The 17,768-nt window shown below is 65.3% G+C and carries 16 protein-coding genes; 7 read left to right on the forward strand and 9 right to left on the reverse strand.

Annotated features, from left to right (window positions below):
- Positions 1-147: 147 nt before the first annotated feature.
- Genes hemC through I6F20_RS24355 form a run of 3 tightly spaced genes read right to left on the reverse strand, consistent with a single transcriptional unit; the run spans position 148 to position 3,423 of the window.
- A complete protein-coding gene (gene hemC, locus I6F20_RS24345) occupies positions 148-1,128 on the reverse strand; it encodes a hydroxymethylbilane synthase (protein WP_225128117.1) in 981 nt (326 codons plus the stop codon).
- Between the two features lie 25 nt (positions 1,129-1,153).
- The gene (locus I6F20_RS24350) at positions 1,154-2,779 is read right to left on the reverse strand and encodes a GMC family oxidoreductase (RefSeq protein ID WP_225128118.1); all 1,626 of its coding nucleotides are present in this window, start codon (positions 2,777-2,779) and stop codon (positions 1,154-1,156) included.
- Positions 2,780-2,832: 53 nt separating this feature from the next.
- Entirely contained in the window at positions 2,833-3,423 is a 591-nt protein-coding gene (locus tag I6F20_RS24355) for a TetR/AcrR family transcriptional regulator (protein WP_036013912.1), read from the reverse strand.
- A gap of 101 nt (positions 3,424-3,524) precedes the next feature.
- On the opposite strand from I6F20_RS24355, the gene I6F20_RS24360 reads away from it, so the two are divergent.
- Complete coding sequence (locus I6F20_RS24360) at positions 3,525-3,890, forward strand: nuclear transport factor 2 family protein (RefSeq protein ID WP_225128119.1); 366 nt, start codon at positions 3,525-3,527, stop codon at positions 3,888-3,890.
- Between the two features lie 11 nt (positions 3,891-3,901).
- Here I6F20_RS24360 and I6F20_RS24365 read toward each other — a convergent pair whose 3' ends face one another.
- Positions 3,902-4,912, reverse strand: coding sequence for a hypothetical protein (locus tag I6F20_RS24365; protein ID WP_225128120.1), 1,011 nt, complete (start codon positions 4,910-4,912; stop codon positions 3,902-3,904).
- 204 nt (positions 4,913-5,116) lie between these two features.
- Here I6F20_RS24365 and I6F20_RS24370 point away from each other — a divergent pair, with 204 nt between their 5' ends.
- The 3 genes from I6F20_RS24370 (at position 5,117) to I6F20_RS24380 (ending at position 8,743) form a co-directional block, all read left to right on the forward strand.
- Complete coding sequence (locus I6F20_RS24370) at positions 5,117-5,677, forward strand: TetR/AcrR family transcriptional regulator (RefSeq protein ID WP_518513066.1); 561 nt, start codon at positions 5,117-5,119, stop codon at positions 5,675-5,677.
- 72 nt (positions 5,678-5,749) lie between these two features.
- Positions 5,750-6,610, forward strand: coding sequence for a DMT family transporter (locus I6F20_RS24375; protein ID WP_225128121.1), 861 nt, complete (start codon positions 5,750-5,752; stop codon positions 6,608-6,610).
- A 171-nt stretch (positions 6,611-6,781) separates the two neighbouring features.
- Entirely contained in the window at positions 6,782-8,743 is a 1,962-nt protein-coding gene (locus I6F20_RS24380) for a putative bifunctional diguanylate cyclase/phosphodiesterase (protein ID WP_225128124.1), read from the forward strand.
- Positions 8,744-8,975: 232 nt separating this feature from the next.
- On the opposite strand, the gene I6F20_RS24385 is transcribed toward I6F20_RS24380, so the two are convergent.
- The 4 genes from I6F20_RS24385 to pgm form a co-directional block, all read right to left on the reverse strand.
- Positions 8,976-9,956 (reverse strand): PDR/VanB family oxidoreductase, encoded by a 981-nt coding sequence (locus tag I6F20_RS24385; RefSeq protein ID WP_225128125.1) that lies wholly within the window; start codon positions 9,954-9,956, stop codon positions 8,976-8,978.
- 11 nt (positions 9,957-9,967) lie between these two features.
- The gene (locus tag I6F20_RS24390; RefSeq protein WP_225128126.1) at positions 9,968-10,720 is read right to left on the reverse strand and encodes a GntR family transcriptional regulator; all 753 of its coding nucleotides are present in this window, start codon (positions 10,718-10,720) and stop codon (positions 9,968-9,970) included.
- Positions 10,721-10,723: 3 nt separating this feature from the next.
- Positions 10,724-11,773 carry an aromatic ring-hydroxylating dioxygenase subunit alpha gene (locus I6F20_RS24395; RefSeq protein ID WP_225128127.1) on the reverse strand — a complete coding sequence of 350 codons (1,050 nt, stop codon included), beginning with the start codon at positions 11,771-11,773 and terminating at the stop codon, positions 10,724-10,726.
- 194 nt (positions 11,774-11,967) lie between these two features.
- Positions 11,968-13,614 (reverse strand): phosphoglucomutase (alpha-D-glucose-1,6-bisphosphate-dependent), encoded by a 1,647-nt coding sequence (pgm, locus tag I6F20_RS24400; protein WP_225128128.1) that lies wholly within the window; start codon positions 13,612-13,614, stop codon positions 11,968-11,970.
- A gap of 164 nt (positions 13,615-13,778) precedes the next feature.
- Between pgm and I6F20_RS24405 the strand changes: the two genes are divergently transcribed.
- Positions 13,779-14,915 (forward strand): alpha/beta hydrolase family protein, encoded by a 1,137-nt coding sequence (locus I6F20_RS24405; RefSeq protein ID WP_225128129.1) that lies wholly within the window; start codon positions 13,779-13,781, stop codon positions 14,913-14,915.
- 52 nt (positions 14,916-14,967) lie between these two features.
- The gene (locus I6F20_RS24410) at positions 14,968-15,738 is read left to right on the forward strand and encodes a transglycosylase SLT domain-containing protein (protein WP_225112424.1); all 771 of its coding nucleotides are present in this window, start codon (positions 14,968-14,970) and stop codon (positions 15,736-15,738) included.
- A gap of 68 nt (positions 15,739-15,806) precedes the next feature.
- Here the strand turns inward: I6F20_RS24410 and I6F20_RS24415 are convergent, their stop codons facing one another.
- Positions 15,807-16,610: a response regulator gene (locus I6F20_RS24415; RefSeq protein ID WP_225112423.1), complete on the reverse strand. Its 804-nt coding sequence runs from the start codon at positions 16,608-16,610 to the stop codon at positions 15,807-15,809.
- Between the two features lie 247 nt (positions 16,611-16,857).
- Between I6F20_RS24415 and I6F20_RS24420 the strand changes: the two genes are divergently transcribed.
- A complete protein-coding gene (locus I6F20_RS24420) occupies positions 16,858-17,706 on the forward strand; it encodes an MBL fold metallo-hydrolase (protein ID WP_225128130.1) in 849 nt (282 codons plus the stop codon).
- The last annotated feature ends 62 nt before the right edge of the window (positions 17,707-17,768 follow it).

A 17,768-nucleotide genomic window follows, 5' to 3' on the forward strand; every position in this document is an offset into this window, starting at 1 on the left:
GCGGCAAAACAAGAGTCGAAAAACAACCCCATGCACAGTAGGCAAGTCGTTGAAAATACTAGGCGGGCATGACTCGCCCGTGCGTTTTGACTTGTCGGGCAAAACAGGTGCAAAATGACATCATCAGAGATCGTGATTTCGGCATGCTTACCGCGGCCGGCTGCGCTCGATGATCTCCGCCGCACCCTTCGTCAGCAGGTCCAATCCCACCGCGCGGCCGAGCTCGCGCGGACGGTTGGCCGGCCCCGTATGCGAGGCTTCGATGATGGTGTTGCCGGAGAGATCGAGCACCGAGGCGGTGAGCGACATCCGATCGCCCGTGATGGTCGAGAAGCCCGCCACCGGTGAATTGCAGTGGCCGTTGAGCACCCACAGCACCTCGCGCTCGGCGTCGGCGGAGGCGTGCGCAGCGGCGTCGTCGATCGACGACAGGATCTGTCGCGTCTGCCAATCCTGCGCGGCGCATTCGACCGCGACGATGCCCTGCCCTGCCGCGGGCAACATCTCCACTGCTGTGAATTCGTAGGCGATGCGATGGGACAGGCCGACGCGATCGAGGCCCGAGCGCGCCATGATCAGCGCATCGGCGGGCCCCACAGCGCCGCCATCCGGCAGGCGCTGTTTCTCGCCATTGTCGAGCTTGCGCACACGCGAGTCGGCGGCGCCGCGGAAGTGAATCACCTCGACATCAGGGAACAGCCGCCGCGCATAGGCTGCGCGGCGCACCGCGTTGGTGCCGATCTTGAAACCCTTGCCGCGGGACTGCCGCAGCGCCTCCAGCGTCACACCCTCGCGCAGCACCAGCGCATCACCAGGCGGATCGCGCGACAGCGTGGCACCGATGACGAGGCCGGGCGTGTCCTCGTTGCCAGGCATGTCCTTTAACGAATGCATCGCCGCCTGGAGCTCACCCGACAGCACGGCGGCACGGATCTGCGCCACGAAGGCGCCGCCTTTGCCGCCATGCGGCAGCAGCTTGCTGGTCTGGTCGAGATCGCCCGTGGTATCGAATTTGACGATCTCGACGTCGAGACCGGGCACCGCGGCGGTCAGGCGGCGCGCAATCTCTTCCGTCTGTGCCAGCGCCATGGCGCTCTTGCGTGTGCCGATCTTCAGTCGCGTAGCCAAGTCCGGATCCTTTCAAAGCGCGAATTTAACGCGCATCCTCCAATATCATGTCGGAGGCCTTTTCGGCGATCATGATGATCGGCGCATTGGTGTTCCCTGACACCAGATCGGGCATGACCGAGCCGTCGACGACACGCAAGGCTTCGAGTCCCCTCACCTTCAGCCGCTGATCGACCACCGCGAGCGCGTCATTGCCCATACGACAGGTCGAGGTCGGATGATAGATGGTGCTGCCGCGTTCGCGGCAGTAATCCAGGATCTCGGCATCCGAAGATACTTTCGCGCCGGGGTCGTACTCGCTGACCACGAACGGTTTCAGCGCCGGAGCGTTCAGGATCTTGCGCAAGATCTTGATGCCCTCGACGTTGGTGGTGCGATCGGTCTCGGTCGACATGTAGTTGATGCGGATTTCCGGCGGCACGGCCGGGTCGGCACTCTTGATGCGGAGGGAACCGCGACTTTCAGGACGGAGCTGGCAAACCGAAGCGGTGAAGCCGGAGAAATCGTGCAGCTTCTCGCCCATCTTGTCGGTCGAGAACGGCAGGAAATGAACCTGGATGTCGGGCGAGGCGAGGCGCGGACTGGTCTTGAAGAAGGCGCCCGCCGTGCCGGCTGCGATCGTCAGCCATCCCTTGCGAAACAGCGCATAGCGTGCGCCGGCCATGGTGCGGCGAAGCGGATGATTGATGGTGTCGTTGAGCGTGATCTTCTGCGAGCAGCGCATGACGATGCGGACCTGCATGTGATCCTGCAGATCATGCCCCACGCCGGCAGCATCGAGCACCACCTCGATGCCATGCTTGCGCAGGAGATCGCCGGGCCCGACGCCGGAGAGCTGAAGCAGCTGCGGCGAGTTGTAGGCGCCGCTCGACACGACGACTTCCCGCCGCGCGCGGGCGCGGCGCAAGGTGGCGCCTTGCCGGTATTCGACGCCTGCGGCTCGGCGCCCTTCGAACAGGATGCGCTGAGCGTGGGCGGAGGTCTCGATCTTCAGATTGCTGCGCGCCTTCGCGGGACCGAGATAGGCCACCGACGTCGAGGCGCGCCGGCCGTTGCGCGTCGTGGTCTGAAACAGGCCGACGCCTTCTTGGGTCGCGCCGTTGAAATCAGGATTGTAGGGCAGACCGCTCTCGACGGCAGCGTCGATGAAGGCCTTCGACAGCGGATCGGTCACGATCATGTTGGACACCGGCAGCGGCCCGCCCGTGCCGTGATACTGGTCGGCGCCGCGCGACTGGTTCTCGGCCTTCTTGAAATAGGGCAGCACGTCGTCATAGCCCCAGCCGGTGTTGCCGAGCTGGCGCCAGCGGTCGTAGTCCTCGTGCTGGCCGCGGACATAGAGCAGGCCGTTGATCGAGCTCGATCCGCCCAGCGTCTTGCCGCGCGGCTGGAACACCTGGCGACCCTTCAGCTCCGGCTCCGGCTCGGTCTGGTACATCCAGTTGACGCTCTTCTCCTTGAACAGCTTGCCGTAGCCGAGCGGGACGTGGATCCAGATGTTGGAATCCTTCGGGCCGGCCTCGAGCAGCAGCACGCTGTGCTTGCCGTTCGCGGTGAGGCGGTTGGCAAGCACGCAGCCGGCGGAGCCGGCGCCGACGATGATGTAGTCGAATTCGGGATCGGTGGGTGTGAGGGCGGAATTTGCGTTCATGCGCTACTGTTCTTCTTGTTAGAGCGGGCGTTTCGAGTTTGTGAGTAGCACACTCAGGCCTTGACGCGCAGCGCCTCGACCAGCGACTTGAACGCACGGGCATATTCCGCGCCCGCCCTTGCGATGTCAGCGCGACCAGCGCAGGCGACTGCGGCTTCCGTCACCGCGCCGAGCAGGAGGCGCGCCAGCGGCTCGACCGGCTGACGCGCGATCAGGCCGACCTCCATCGCGGCGGAGAGCGCGCGCGGCATCTTGCCGCCAAAGTGCTGCGCGTCGATCTCGCGCCAGCGCTCCCAGCCGAGCACGGCGGGGCCGTCACGCAGAATGATCTGGCCGGTCGGCCCCTTCGCGGTCGCGGCAAAGTAATGCTGGGTGCCGGCGACCATGGCGGCGAGTACGTCCTTCTCGGCGCGTGCCGTGCGGTCGATCTCGGCAACGAGGTCGCGCGACACCTGGTCGAACACAGCCTCAAACACCGCCTCCTTGGTCTTGAAGTGATGATAGACCGCGCCTTTGGCCACCGAAGCGCCTTCGGCAATGTCGTCCATAGTGGTCGCGGCAAAGCCTTGCGTCCCGAACAGGCGCCGCGCCGCCGTCAGGATCGCCTCCGATGTCGCCGCCCGCCGCTCCGCCTGTTTGGCCATAAGCTCTCGTCTAGTCGAATTCGCGAGAGCCGGCCAGTTGACTTTTCGACTATCGGTCGGTAATTACCGACTATTAGTCGGTTTTAAATTGTGAGGTCACCATGCCGAGCCGTGAGATCGTGGAAGCCTTTGCGAAGCGGCTGGAGGATGGCGACTTCGTCGGCGCGATCCTCGACTACTACACCGCTGATACCGCGACCTATGAGAATCTCGCCGCGCCGGTGGTCGGGCGCGACAAGCTCGCGGATAAGGAGCGCGGCGTGCTGGCGGCGTTCAAGGAGGTCACTGCCGTGCGCCTCGGCCCGAGCCTGATCGATGGCGACGTCGTCGCCAGCCGCTGGAAGTTCTCCTTCACGGGCGCCGACGGCGCGACGCGGACGCTGGAGGAGATCGCATGGCAGACCTGGCGAGGCAATGAGATCATCGAGGAGCGCTTCTTCTACGATCCGAAGCAACTCGGACGCTGAGCGGGATTCCCCTATCGGTACAGCATGACCACGGCCAGACCGACGAGAGGCGCAAGAAACTGAACGGCCTGCCACCGAGAGCCATCGATCGACCACCGTCCGTAGAAGACGGTGCCGCCGCGTTGGGGCGGCGATGCCGGTTGATCCCGAAATGTCTTCCACCGCGCCTCGGCAGGCCCGAGAAAATCTTCCGCTTTGACCGCCATGTTGGCGCTGCTCAGCACCACCTGGATCGCCTCGCCTTTCGGCTGGAACATGGCCTCGGCCCCGGGTGGCGAGAAGAAGCTGCGCTTCGGGGCGATATGCTGCTCATAGAAGTTTTGACCGACCGTGACGGCCGCAGCGTATGGACTGACATACGGCACCCCCGAGATGCCGGGAACGACCAGATGGCCCACCCCGCGCACCTCCTGCCAGGGAATGAAGAGACCCTTGAGCCATGGCCTGTGAAAGTGGATGCCCGCGGAAGACATGGAGACGACCGCCCGATCCGAATAGAAGTGCCGGTAAGCTGAAAACGCGATCCATCCCAAACCCAGATAGAGCAACATCCAGCCGAAAACGTTCAGCGATGGGTTCACGAGATGAGTCCAATAGTGACTGCGCATGGTGCCGACATAGCTGGAGCCGCCGCTTGGCCCGCCGACGAATACGCTGATCACACCGATCAAGCCGGAGACGATGATCAGGACCAGGACGCCGATCAACAACTCAAGCAGCAAGGGCAGGCCGGACCGCCCGATCAGGCTCGTCAGGGCATAGCCTGCGAATGCCAGCCCCAGCAGAGCCACATAGACGACTGCCAAAACCGCTCCATTCTGGCCGCGGCTCTCGGCGTGCAGCGCGATCGCAAGGCCGGCGACGCAGGTCCACATGGCCCAGGGGACCCGGTCCATCCGCCATTTGTCCGTCGTGTATTCGACAATTGCCGACACGTCGGCTGAAGGCTCGCTCATGGACAGGCCCTCGGAATTTCGAACGCATCCGGTGCCGACGCGGCGCACGGTGGCCTGCCGGTCCACGAAACGTATCACGCGATCGAGGGGGCGTCTCGATCCGCTGACGAGAAGAAAACATCAGCGCAGATTCCGGTGTTGAGGTCCGGATAGGAGGCTGATGATCCCCCGGAGCTTGGGCTTGTCATTTAATGACTGATCGGTCTATATATCGGCATGAGACAAAATACTGCAACGCCGATGCCCCGTGGCCGGCCGCGAAGTTTCGACGTGGACGCCGCCGTCGAACGCGCGATGGATGTGTTCTGGTCGCGCGGCTATCACGCCACGGCGCTGCCCGATCTCCTGCGCGCGACCAGGCTGTCGCGGGGCAGCCTCTACGCCGCTTTCGGTGACAAGCATTCGCTGTTCTTGCGGGCGCTCGATCGTTACATCGCAGATGCCTTGGCGCGGATGGATGTCGAATTCGACCCCCGAAACGATCCGGTCGAGGGTCTGCAGGCCTACCTCGCCGGTTACGTCGAGCGCACCAGCGGGAGCAACGGTCGGCGTGGATGCCTCCTGGTGGCCACGGCCATGGAATTGGCTGGCGGGGATGCCGACGTCGGTCGACGAGTTGCGGGCTTCTTCAAGGCGATGGAGGCCAAAGTGACCGATGCACTGTCCCGCGCGAAAGCGGCGGGCAGGTTGGCCGATGGTGTTGAGCCCGCAACGGCCGCCCGGGTTCTCGTCTGTTTCGTTGAAGGGCTGCGCGTGGTCGGCAAGACGGCACCGGCACGGACCACATCGCAAGCGGCCGTCGACGCTCTCATCGGTCGTTTCGTCAGGTAAGCAACCCCGTGACGCCTGCGCTGATGGCGCGCCCATATTTGGACTGATCGGTCTTTAAAAAGGACATCCGCCATGTCTGCCATCCAGATCGTCTGCGCGATCGCCGTTCCCCTGATCTGGGGTTATCAGTTCGTGGCCATCAAAGTGGGCGTTGCGGAGTTTCCACCGCTCTTCTTCCTCGCACTGCGCTTTCTGGCCATTGCGCTGCTGCTTGTTCCGTTCGTGGACAGGCCCACGCGTCAACAGCTCGGCCCTGTCGCAGCCATTTCGCTTTTCCTGGGCGGACTGAATTTCGGGCTCTTCTACGTTGGCCTCGGGCTCGGCTCGGGAAGCACGTCGGCCCTCGCATACCAACTCGCCACGCCCTTCACGGTTCTGCTCGCATGGCTGCTGCTCGCGGAGAGACCGTCACTCGCCACCTGCGCCGGAGTGATGCTTGCTTTCGTCGGCGTGACGGTGTTGGCAGCGGAGCCTGACCAGTCCGCCAACCCGCTTCCGCTGCTGCTTGTAGTCGGAGCAGCTTTCGCCTTCGCGGTGTCCAACGTCTTGACGAAGCGTTATGGCCCCTTCGATCCCTTGATGTTGATGGGGTGGTCCTCGCTGCTCACGGTACCCCAGGTCATGTTGATGTCGCTGCTCCTTGAACATGGACAAGCGGCGAGCCTTGTGACGGCGGGCGAACTTGGCTGGCTGGCGCTCGCCTACACGATCTTCGCCGGGGGAATTGTCGGGTTTGGCCTCTGGTTCTGGCTGATCGCCCGTTGCTCGATGGTGCGCGTCGCGCCCTTCGGTCTGCTACTTCCGGTGTTTGCCTTGCTTTCGAGCGTACTGTTTCTCGGCGACCGGCTTACGCCCAAGCTGATCGTCGGCGGACTGCTCGCGATCTCCGGGGTCGCCATCACCCAGCTGAGACCGCGCCCCCGCCCCGTTTGATGTCCGGCCTGTCGGGCATTTGTATCGATTTGTTATCGATACTGCGTGAAGAGCACGCAGTAGTGGTCGCGGCCGGCGCGGCAAGCGGGGATAATTCATAGTTCGTCAAAGATTTACGGCGAATTCTCCGGATCGAGCCGAAAAGAACGGCCCGTGCTGCTAGGCTATTGAATGCGGACTCAAACGACCAGCTATGTCGCACGGCTGTTCGCCGGCGATCTGTCGGCCTTTGGCGGCCCCGCAACGGACGAGGCCGTGGCCGGGCATATCCGCGCCGAGCAGATGTCGCTGGTGCTCGGCTATTCGGTCGGCATCATGCTGGCCAATGCCTGCAACGCCATCGTGCTCGCCATCGCGCTGTGGCAGTCGCCGGACAGGATGCCCGCCCTGATCTGGGCGGCGGCTGTCGCCGCCGCCGCGATCGGATTTGGCCTGCAATCCCACGTCGCGCGCCGCATCACCAAGCCGCAATTCGTCTCGCGTCGCGCGATGTACCGGCTGGTGCGCAACGCCTTCATCCTCGGCGCCGCCTGGGGCATCGTCCCGGTCGCCTTCTTCGCCGACGCTTCCAGCGGCGGCCAGCTCGTCATTACCTGCCTGTGCGCGGGCATGCTGGCCGGCGGCGCGCTCGCCTTCGCCACCATTCCGATCGCGGCGATCGCCTTCACGGCGCCGATCTTCCTCGGCATCGCCATCTGCCTCGGCCAGAACGGCGATCTCGCCTTTCTCCTCATCGCCTTTCTCGTCGTGGTCTACGGCAGCGTCCTTTTGCGCGGCGTGTTCGTCAATTCGTTCTCGTTCGCCCGGCGCATGATGCGGCAGATCGAGGCCGAGCGCACGGTGCGGCTCGATCCCCTGACCCACCTGCCCAACCGCGTCGCCTTCAACGAAACGCTCGATGCCGCGCTCAAGCGGCTGGCGCTATCGGGCGAGGAATTCGCGGTGCTCCTGCTCGATCTCGACCGCTTCAAGGAGGTCAACGACCAGTTCGGCCATCCCGCCGGCGACGAATTCCTGGTCCAGGTCGCCAGCCGCCTGCAACGCTGCACGCGCGCCGCCGAGCACGTCGCGCGGATCGGCGGCGACGAGTTCGCGCTGGTGATGGCCAATCTGACACGGCCCGAGGATGCGCTCGAGATCGCCGAACGCTTCGTCGCGGCCTTCAGCGAGCCGTTCCAGATCGAGGGTCGCCAGATCGTCGGCGCGATCAGCGTCGGCATCGTGCTGGCGCCACGCGACGGCAACACACCGCTCGACCTCATGAAGAATGCCGACGCCGCGCTCTACCGCGCCAAGAAGGCGGGGCCGGGCACGGTCTGCTTCTTCGAACAGGCCGACGACAAATCGTCCCGCGAGCGCAAGGCGCTGCAAGCGGACCTCGCAGGCGCGATTGCGCGCAACGAGCTGTTCCTGGTGTTCCAGCCATTCCTCGATCTCGGCACCAACCGGATCACCGGCTTCGAGGCGCTACTGCGCTGGCAGCACCCTTCGCGCGGGCTGGTTCCGCCGAGTGAATTCATACCAGTCGCCGAAGAGACCGGGCTGATCCACGAGATCGGCGAATGGGTCATCCGCCGCGCCTGCGCGACGCTGGCGGACTGGCCCGAAGACATCAGGGTTGCCGTGAATTTCTCGGCCGCGCAATTTCACAACACGGCCATCCTCCAGACCATCGTGCAGGCGCTCGCCGACGCCAGGATCGCCCCGCAACGTCTCGAGATCGAGATCACGGAATCGATGCTGCTGGCGAAGTACGGTTCGGCCGCGACGGTCCTGAACGCACTGCTGGAGCTCGGCGTCACCCTCGCGCTCGACGATTTCGGCACCGGCTTCTCCTCGCTGACCTACCTGCGCAAACTGCCGTTCAGCCGCATCAAGATCGACCAGTCCTTCATCCGCGACATGCTGGTGCAGCCGGACTGCGCGGCCATCGTGAAATCGGTGATCTCGCTTGCGCGCGATTTGCGGATCGGCGTCGTGGCGGAGGGGGTCGAGTCCGCCGACCAGCTCGAATATCTCAGGCAGATCAGTTGCGACGAGGTGCAGGGCTATCTGATCAGCCGGCCGGTGGCCGCGGACGGGGTGATGGCGCTGCTGGAGACGAAGAAGTACCGGGCGATTTACGCGGCGTAGGGCTCTACCGATTGGTCCTTCGTAGCCCGGATGGAGCGGAGCGCAATCCGGGACGAGTGTGCGCCGGAGCAACACCGCCCCAGATTTCGCTCCGCTCCATCCGGGCTACAGGGATTCCCCCAGAGGAGAGAACCCTCACCCGCGCCTTCGGCGCGACCTCTCCCGCAAGCGGGAGAGGTGGAGCCCGCGGCGCCGTCTACTTGCTCCTAGGAGAGTCCCGCTCCGGCCTCCTTCAAACCGCATCCGCCCGCAGCAGCGTGTCCACCGTGATGGTGCCCCGCGCGCGGGAGACGCAGGCGCAGATCCTCTGGTTGCTCTGTTTCTGATGGTCGCTGAAGAAGACGTCGCGATGGTCGATCTCACCGTCGACATCGACCACGTCGATGGCGCAGAGGCCGCATTCGCCGCGCTTGCAATCGGATATCACCTCAAAGCCGCTGGCATTGAGCACGTCGAGCATCGAGCGCTCGCGCGGGATCTCGAGCTCGACACCGGAGTCCTTGAGGCGCACCCTGAACGTTTCGGTGGGCAGCGTGCCGCTGGAGCCGAACGTCTCGTAGCGGAGATCGGGGAGCGGATGGCCGGCGCCGATCCAGGCATGGCGTGCGGCGTCGAGCATGCGCATCGGGCCGCAGAACAGCGCTAGCGTGCCTTGCGGCAATGAGGCGAACAGCGCGTCCATATCGAGCCGGCTGCCTTCGTCGCTGGCATGAACGACGAGGCGATCGCCAAGCATCGCGGCGAGATCGTCGAGATAGGCGGCCTCGCGGCGCGAGCGTACGGCATAATGCAGCGTGACATCCGCCCTGCGCCGCGCCAGCGCCTGCGCGGCGCCGAGGATCGGGGTGATGCCGATGCCGCCGGCAATCAGGCAATAATTCTCGCGAGTCCAGTCCACCGCGAGCAGCGAGGCGGGCTGGGTGATGTCGAGCCGCGCGCCCGGCTGCAAGGACCACATGTAGCGGGAGCCGCCACGGGAATCCTCCGCGCGGCGCACAGCAATTCGGAGGCCGTGCGACGAGGCCTCGCCAACCAGCGAATAGGACCGCGTCTCCGGCAGGCCGTCGATGGTGACGCTGACATTGATGTGGCTGCCGACCGGATAGGCCGCGGCCTCGAACTGATCCGGCTTGATCAGGAATTCGCGGACGTTCGGGGTGAGATCGCGGGTGGCGACGAGCGTTGCTGGGGTCCAGGTCTCGATGAAGCGCATGGTGACTGCCCTCAATCGGTTGCGGTCTTGATCAGCGCGAGCGCCGGCAAGAGGTCGAGATGGGTGCGGTTGCGCAGCGCGAGCCGCAGGTTTCGCACCGCCAGCCGAGCATGCTCGCGCATGACGGCCTCGGCGCGCGCGCCTTCGCGGTTCTCGATGGCGTCGATCACGACCCGATGGTGCTCCTGGGCGATGATCAGGATCTGCTGTGCCTCCGGCAACGCCGATTGCGCCATCACGAAGCCGCTCGGCGAGGCAAACGGCAGCGCCGAGGCGCGGTCGATCTGCCGGATCAGCGGCGGGCTGCGCGACAGTTCCGTGAGCTGCGCGTGGAAGCGCGCATTCAGCGCGACGTAGGACGAGAAAGCATCGACCGAGATCGGCACCTGCCGCAGCAGCTCGTCGATCGCAGCAAGGCACTCCTTCAGCGGCTCGAGCTCGCGCGCAGAGACGCCGCGCTCGGCGGCAAAGCGCGCCGCCACGCCTTCCAGCGTGCCGCGCAGCTCGATGGAATCGGAGATGTCGCGCTCGGAAAACGCCTTCACCATGAAGCCGCCGGAGGGGATCGCCTCCAACAGCCCCTCCTCCTCCAGCCGCACCAGCGCCATGCGCACCGGTGTGCGCGAAGCGCCTGTGGTCTCCACCGCCTGCAGCTCGGAGATGCGCTCGCCCGGCCGCAAGGCGCCCGACAGGATCTGGTCGCGCAGCGCGAGCTGCGCCTTCACGGTCTGCGAGATGGAGCGGTCGACCTCACGCTCGGCCATGTTCTACTCCGCGGCCTGAAGGTGCTTTGGGGCGTTTTCCTTCGCCACCATCCGATCGATCAGCTTGCGCGACCACATCGCGCCGGCGTCGATGTTGAGGTTGTAGAAGATGCGATCGGGGTTTTCGTCCATCGCGCGCTGCTGCGCCTCGAGGATCAGCTCGTCCTCGTGGAAGATGCCGGAGACGCCCTCGCGGATCTCGGTGGTGAGGCGCTGCTCACTGATCCGATAATTGCGGACGAAGGACCAGAAGTAATGGCAGGTCTTCTCGGTCTCCGGCGTGATGGTGTTGAGCACGAAGCCGTTGACGCCCTGCGAGCGGTCGCCTTCCGGCGCACCGGTGCCCGTCGGCGCGACGCCGACGTCGATCGCGATGGTGCACGGCGCCTCGAAGCGGATGATCTGCCAGCGGTCGACGAGGCCGGGCTTGCCGAGCTGCTTGGCCCAGAACGGCGGCGGCTCGATGCCGCGCATCCAGCGCGTCACCGTCACCGTCTTCTCGCCATGGGTGACGTCGAACGGCGCCTCGGCGACGGCATCGTTGCCGATGGAGGAGCCGTGCACGAAGGTCTCGTGGGTGAGATCCATGAGATTGTCGAGCACGAGGCGGTAGTCGCATTTGACGTGGATGGTCTTGCCGTCGCCGGCCCAGGCCGGATCGTGATTCCAGTGCATGTCGGGGACGAGCGCGGGATCGGCGAGCGCGGGATCGCCCATCCAGAGCCAGACGTAGCGGTGACGCTCGACCACGGGATAGGCACGCACGCAGGCGGAGGGGTTGATGGTCTCCTGCGAGGGCATGAAGGTGCAGCGGCCCTGCGCGTTGTATTTCAGGCCATGATAGCCGCAGACGACAGTGTCGCCTTCAAGCCGGCCCTTGGACAGCGGCACCAGGCGATGCCAGCAGGCGTCCTCCAGCGCGGTCACCGTGCCGTCGGCCTTGCGATACATCACGACATGCTTGCCGCAGATGGTCCGCGGCAGCAGCGCAGCCTTGACGTCGGCGTCCCACGCCGCGGCGTACCAGGCGTTCATGGGGAAGGGTTTTGTCATGTCTCACTCCCACGGCTTATGAATACGTTATGTATACAATAACTGAGGGATGGAATTATTCAAGATGGAATAGCTCTACCTTAATACCTTTATCCTCGTGATTGTATACATAACGGGGGAATGACCGCGTCCGGCTCCGGCTCCGCTTACCCTCCGCTGGGGAGGGTAAGACAGCGGCGACCTCTCGGAACAACTTACGCCGCGAACACCTTGGCTAGGCCCGCCTGGGCTTCCTCCTGGATCCGTTTCAGGTGCTCGGGGCTGCGGAAGCTTTCGGCGTAGATCTTGTAGACGTCCTCGGTGCCGGACGGCCGCGCGGCGAACCAGCCGAAATCGGTTTCGACCTTGATGCCGCCGAAGGGCTGGCCGTTGCCGGGCGCCTTGCTCAGCGTCGCACGAACCGGATCGCCAGCGAGGTCCTTGAGGCCGAGCTGCTCTGGCGTGAGGGACTTCAGGATGTTCTTCTGCGGCCCGGTCGCGGCGACGTCGATGCGCGCGTAATGCGGCATGCCGAATTCGGCGGTGAGATCATTGAAGATCTGGCTGGGATCGCGGCCGGTCTTGGCCATGATCTCGGCAGCGAGCAGGCCGAGGATGACGCCGTCCTTGTCGGTGGTCCACACCGCGCCGTCGCGGCGCAGGAACGAGGCCCCTGCACTCTCCTCGCCGCCGAAGCCGAAACCGCCGGTGACGAGGCCGTCGACGAACCATTTGAAGCCGACCGGCGTCTCCACCAGCTTGCGGCCGAGCTTCTTGGCGACGCGGTCGATGATCGAGCTCGACACCACGGTCTTGCCGATCGCGGCATCCCTGCCCCAATCCGGACGGTGCGCGAACAGGTAGGAGATCGCGGTCGCCAGGTAATGGTTCGGATTCATCAACCCGCCGGTGCGCGTGACGATGCCGTGGCGGTCGGCGTCGGTGTCGTTGGCAAAGGCGACGTCGAAGCGGTCGCGCATGCCGATCAGGCTCGCCATCGCGTAGGGCGAGGAGCAGTCCATGCGGATCTTGCCGTCCCAGTCCACCGTCATGAAACGGAAGGTCGGGTCGATCGCCTCGTTCACGACATTGGCATTGAGGCCATAGCGCTCGATGATCGGATGCCAGTAATGCACGGCGGCGCCGCCGAGCGGATCGATGCCGATCTTGACGCCGGCGGATTTGACGAGGTCGAGATCGACGACATTGCCGAGATCGGCGACGTAAGGCGTGATGAAGTCGTAGGCGTGGACATTCGCGGCCTTGCGCGCTTTGGCATAGTCGATGCGCTTCACGTCCTCGAGCTCGCCGGCGAGATAGGCGTTGGCGCACTTCTCGACGGCAGCGGTCACGTCCGTATCGGCCGGGCCGCCATGAGGCGGATTGTACTTGTAGCCGCCGTCCTCGGGGGGATTGTGTGACGGCGTGATGACGACGCCGTCAGCAAGACCAGAGGTGCGGCCCTTGTTATAGGTGAGGATCGCATGCGAGATGACGGGCGTCGGCGTGTAGCCGCCATCCTTGTCGATCATGACCTCGACGCCGTTGGCTGCGAACACCTCGATGGCGCTGACCAACGCCGGCTCGGCCAGCGCATGGGTATCGATGCCGATGAAGAGCGGGCCGGTCAGGCCCTTCTCCTTGCGGTAATCACAAATCGCCTGCGTGGTCGCGAGGATGTGGCCTTCGTTGAAGGTGTTCTTGAACGAGGTGCCGCGATGGCCCGACGTGCCGAACGCCACGCGCTGTGCCGGATCGGACGCATCCGGCTTGCCGGCGAAATAGGCCGTCACCAGCCGCGGAATATTGGTGAGCGCGTCCGGCGAGGCCTGCTTGCCCGCCGCGGGATGAACATCAGCCACTGGAATACCCTCGTCCTGTCGTGAGTGCGGGACACCATAGCATCGGCTAAGCCCCCGCCAAGGCCACAACACGCGCGAGGGGGAAGGCGTTCCTTGGAGGCGCTGCAGTCCCCATGAGCGGCCTTCGTGCTATGCTCGGCAGCACCGCCCTTTCGAATCGTCTGATGATCCCATCGCGCAAGCTGCTCGTACTGATCGCCAGCCTCATCCTGGCCGGTGCACCGGCGCGCGCCGCGGAGTTCTACACCGAGGACCTGCGCATCCCGATGGCGGAGGCCGGACCGCAGGGGCTGGAGGCCTTTCTGGTCCGACCAGTCGGGACCAAGCGCTATCCGCTGGCGCTGCTCAGCCACGGCTCGCCGCGCAAGTTCGAGGACCGCGCGACCATGTCGGCGCACAAATATTATGGCATCGCGCTGGAATACGCCCGGCGCGGCTTTGCGGCGCTAGTGGTGATGCGGCGCGGCTACGGCACCTCGCCGGGCGGGCGCGTCGACAGCGTCGGCGGTTGCGCAAAGGCCGCGTACCTGCCGGCGGCCGCCGTCGCGGTTGCCGATCTGCGCGCCGCGATCGATGCGATGGCGCACCGGGGCGACGTGACGACATCGGGCATGATCGCGGCCGGCCATTCCGCAGGCGGCCTTGCAACGGTGGCGCTGAGCGCACAGGCGCCGGCGGGCCTCGTCGCCGCGATCAATTTTGCCGGCGGCCGCGGCTCGCGCAACGACGACGATGTCTGCAATCCGGATGGGCTGGTGCAGGCCTTCGCCACCTTCGGCAAGACCTCGCACGTGCCCATGCTGTGGGTCTATGCCAGCAACGATTCCTATTTCGGTCCCGACCTCGCGCGCCGGCTCCATGACGGATTTCGCGCCGGCGGCGGCAATGCGAGGTTCGTGGCGGCACCGGCTTACGGCGAAGACGGGCATTATCTCTATTCGGTCGCGGGCCGGCCGCAATGGACACCGTATCTCGACGCCTTCCTGCGCGAGCGCGGGCTCGGCCATGAAGTACTGGGCCTGCCTGATCCGCTGCCGCCGCCACGCCAGCTCAACGAGGCCGCGCGGGCCGAGTTCGCGCGCTATCTCGCCAGCCTGCTGCCGCACAAGGCCTTTGCGGTGTCGCCGAACGGCGGCTACGGCTGGCGCGCCGGACGTGCGACGACCGAGGAGGCCCGGCGCGACTCGCTGGCGGCCTGCATGAAATGGTCGCCCAGCTGCACGCTCTATGCGGTCGATGACCAGCTGGAGGAGCCGTCGCAGGCCAGATCCACCGACCAGAGCGCCCGCGCGCGACCGTGACGCACAAACGCCTGAGGCCGGTTTGTTAACTCCGGCGCTCTATGACAGGCCCATGCTGCGGGATCGGGCACGCTCCATTCTCGGCGCGACGTGGAAGCACGTCGCGGTCGTCCTGCTCGTGTCGGCTCCGATCGGCACACATGCGGCCGACGGCAGCAGCGAGCTCGGCGCCGGCGAAACGCCGTCGTCGCGGGCCATGATCCGAAAGATCATCGAGCGGGAAACCAAGAGCACCAATCTGCCGGCCGATATCGCCGAGGCGGTCGTCTTCGTCGAAAGCGGCTACAACCCGGCGGCCATCGGCAGCGCGGGCGAAATCGGCCTGATGCAGGTGCGCCCCGAGACCGCGGCGATGCTGGGCTTCCGCGGCAGCAGCGCGGAGCTGGCCGAACCCGACGTCAACATCCATTACGGGGTGCTCTATCTCAGCCAAGCCTGGCGGCTTTCGGGCGGGGACCTCTGCCGCGCCCTGATGAAATACCGGGCGGGTCATGGCGAAGTGGAGATGAGCGCGCGGTCGCAGGTCTATTGCAACCGGGCCCGCAACCGGCTTGTCGCGATGAGCGCGATGCCGGGAGAGCGCGAAGCTGCGGCTGCTCCGGATCCGGCGTCCACGGTTGCAGCTGCCGTTGCGGTTGCGGCCGCGGCGCCCGTGAAACCGGCGAGCCGCCCGAAGATGCCGGTGCAGCCGAAGGCGGTCTATGCCCGCTATCATCAAGGCACCGCGGCCGCCAGCCGCGCCTATTGGGCGGCCCATGAGGCCAGGGTCAGCCGGATCAAGGCGCGCATCGAAGCACGCTGGAAGCGCGTCGCATCGCGCTGACGGCGATGTTGCTATTGTCTGAGCATGATCTTGCCGGAAAACCGCTGCACGCTTTTCCGGATCATGCGCTACAGCCGCTCGCTGAGCGCGAGCTTGTAGCCGACGCCGGTGACGGTCGCGATCACGGGCGTGCCGCTGCCGACGAGCTTGCGGCGCAGCCGCGCCACCAGCGCATCGACGGTGCGGATGTCGACTTCGGCCTGGCGGTTGCTGACCACCTCGATCAGATAGTCGCGGCTGAGCGGCCTGCCGTCGGCGCCGACGAGCGCCGCCAGCAGGTCGAATTCGGCGCGCGTCAGCGCCACCGGCTTGCCGTCGTTGCCGAGCAATTCGCGCCGGGTCAGGTCGATGATCCCGTCGCCGAACGCGATCGAATTGTGGTTGCGCGCCGCCTTGCGGTCGATCGAGCGACGCCGCAGCACGCTGCGCGCACGCGCGAGCAGATCGCGCAGGTTGATCGGCTTGGTGACGTAATGGTCGCCGGCGACCTCGAGGCCGAGGATGCGGTCGACGTCGGTGTCGCGCCGCGTCACGAAGATGATGCCCGCGTTGCTGGTGGCCTGGATCTCCTTGGCGAGCTCGAAGCCGTCCCCGTCAGGCAGTTGCACGTCGAGGAAGACGAGATCGGTGCGCGCGCGCAGCGCCTGACGGCACTCCGTGCAGGTGCCGGCGCCGACCACGTCGAAATTGTTGTCGCTGAAATAGTCGACCAGCATGGTCCGCGTCACCGGATCGTCCTCGACGACGATCAGCCGCTCGCGGCCGGGCGGACGAGCGGAAGCTACCGCCGTCCTGGCGGTCCCATGTGCCTGCGTCCCGACCTGCAGATTCAAGTCGCCGCGCAATGCGCCGTCATGTGAACGGGCATTCACAGCCTGTTCGAGCCCCCGAAATTGCCTGCCGCGATACTAAGCGCGTTGTGATGCGCAAACAATATTGGTCATGCTCTTGGCACATTAAGTATGAATTGGCCCACAATTCTCATTCCGCGCACCGTCGCGCCGGCAGTCTCCCGATTTTCGGAAAAGCAGATCGTACTTCGGGCGGCGCTCTGCGGCTTGCTCCCCTGTGAGCTTCGCATCTACTGTGCCTCCAAAAGCCTGCACTCGGAGGTGGCGCATGGAGGTCATACTGCTCGGCACCGGCGGCCCGCGCCCGGACCCGCGCCGCATGGCGACGACCACGCTGATCAGGCTTGGCGAGGAGAACATCCTGTTCGACGCCGGCCGTGGCGTCATGGTGCAGCTTCACAAGGCCGGCGTGCCGCTCGGCGCCATCAACACGGTCTTCCTCACCCATCACCATTTCGACCACATCGGCGATCTCTACGATGTGATGTTGAATTCGTGGATGCACGGGCGCAAGGACGATCTCCGCATCTATGGGCCGCCGGACACTGAGCGGCTCGTCAACACGCTCATCACGCAGGTCTACGACAAGGACATCATCTGGCGGGACCAGGGCGAGCCGAGCTTCGGCGGCTGGAAGCCGGTCGCCGCAACGGACATCATCCCAGGCCCCGTGCTCGACACCGGTCGCTGGAAGATCAGTGCCGAACTGGTCTCGCATGGCGATGGCCTCGACATGCCGCCGGCCTTTCTGGCGCGCTGGATCTGTCTCGGCTATCGCTTCGAAGCGGAAGGCAAGGTCATTGCTATTTCCGGCGACACCGTCCCCTGCCCCGGGCTCGAGCGGCTGGCCGAGGGAGCCGACCTGCTGGTGCAGTGCTGCTTCCTCGCCACGCCGGAGATCAACAACGAGCATTTGCGCCGGCTTGCGAAATACACGATCGCCTGCGGCGACACCGTCGGGAAGATCGCGGCCAAAGCCGGCGTCAAGAAGCTCGCGCTGACCCATCACCGTCCGCGCACCGACGATGCCATGCTGAACGCATTGCTTGATGACGTCAGGCGGGATTATGCAGGACCGGTCGTGCTCGGCGAGGATCTCACGCGCATCGAGGTCTGAGGATGATCGAAGATCGAAGCACGCGCGCCGCAACAAATCATGCGTGCGGAAGCCGTTCGGCG

Source organism: Bradyrhizobium sp. IC3123, assembly GCF_020193625.1.
In the GTDB taxonomy this organism is placed as follows: domain Bacteria; phylum Pseudomonadota; class Alphaproteobacteria; order Rhizobiales; family Xanthobacteraceae; genus Bradyrhizobium; species Bradyrhizobium yuanmingense.